The following is a 322-nucleotide window of genomic DNA, read 5'->3' on the forward strand; positions in this document are numbered from 1 at the left end:
CAGAAGCGCCACCGCCAGTGTGCCGCCGGGCGCCATCCTCCGGACAGGGCGGGAGCACGCCGGCCCCGACCGGTACAGGACGAGCACCAGGGCGACGGCTACTGCGGCCACGACCGGCCACCGCAGCGTGTCCCAGGTGGCCTGGGGCCCGGTACCCAGACTCAGAGCCTGACCCAGACGCCGGGTCAGGCCGCCGGTGAGCAACAATGCGAGGGTCGACGTGAGAAGCAGGGAACTCAGGACGAGGGCCGTGGCGATGATGCGCGGAGCGGTACGCCAGACCGGCCGGTCCGCGCTGATCCGATGCATGGCGTACAACGCC

General features: G+C 71.7%; 1 protein-coding gene. It reads right to left on the bottom strand.

Going from position 1 to position 322, the window contains the following annotated elements; translation table 11 throughout:
• A partial coding sequence (locus tag IO24_RS0140100; RefSeq protein WP_031144846.1) for a YhjD/YihY/BrkB family envelope integrity protein occupies positions 1–309 on the bottom strand: 309 nt, incomplete at its 3' end.
• Positions 310–322: the final 13 nt, after the last annotated feature.

The sequence above is a fragment of the Streptomyces flavovariabilis genome (assembly GCF_000725785.1).
In the GTDB taxonomy this organism is placed as follows: domain Bacteria; phylum Actinomycetota; class Actinomycetes; order Streptomycetales; family Streptomycetaceae; genus Streptomyces; species Streptomyces hawaiiensis.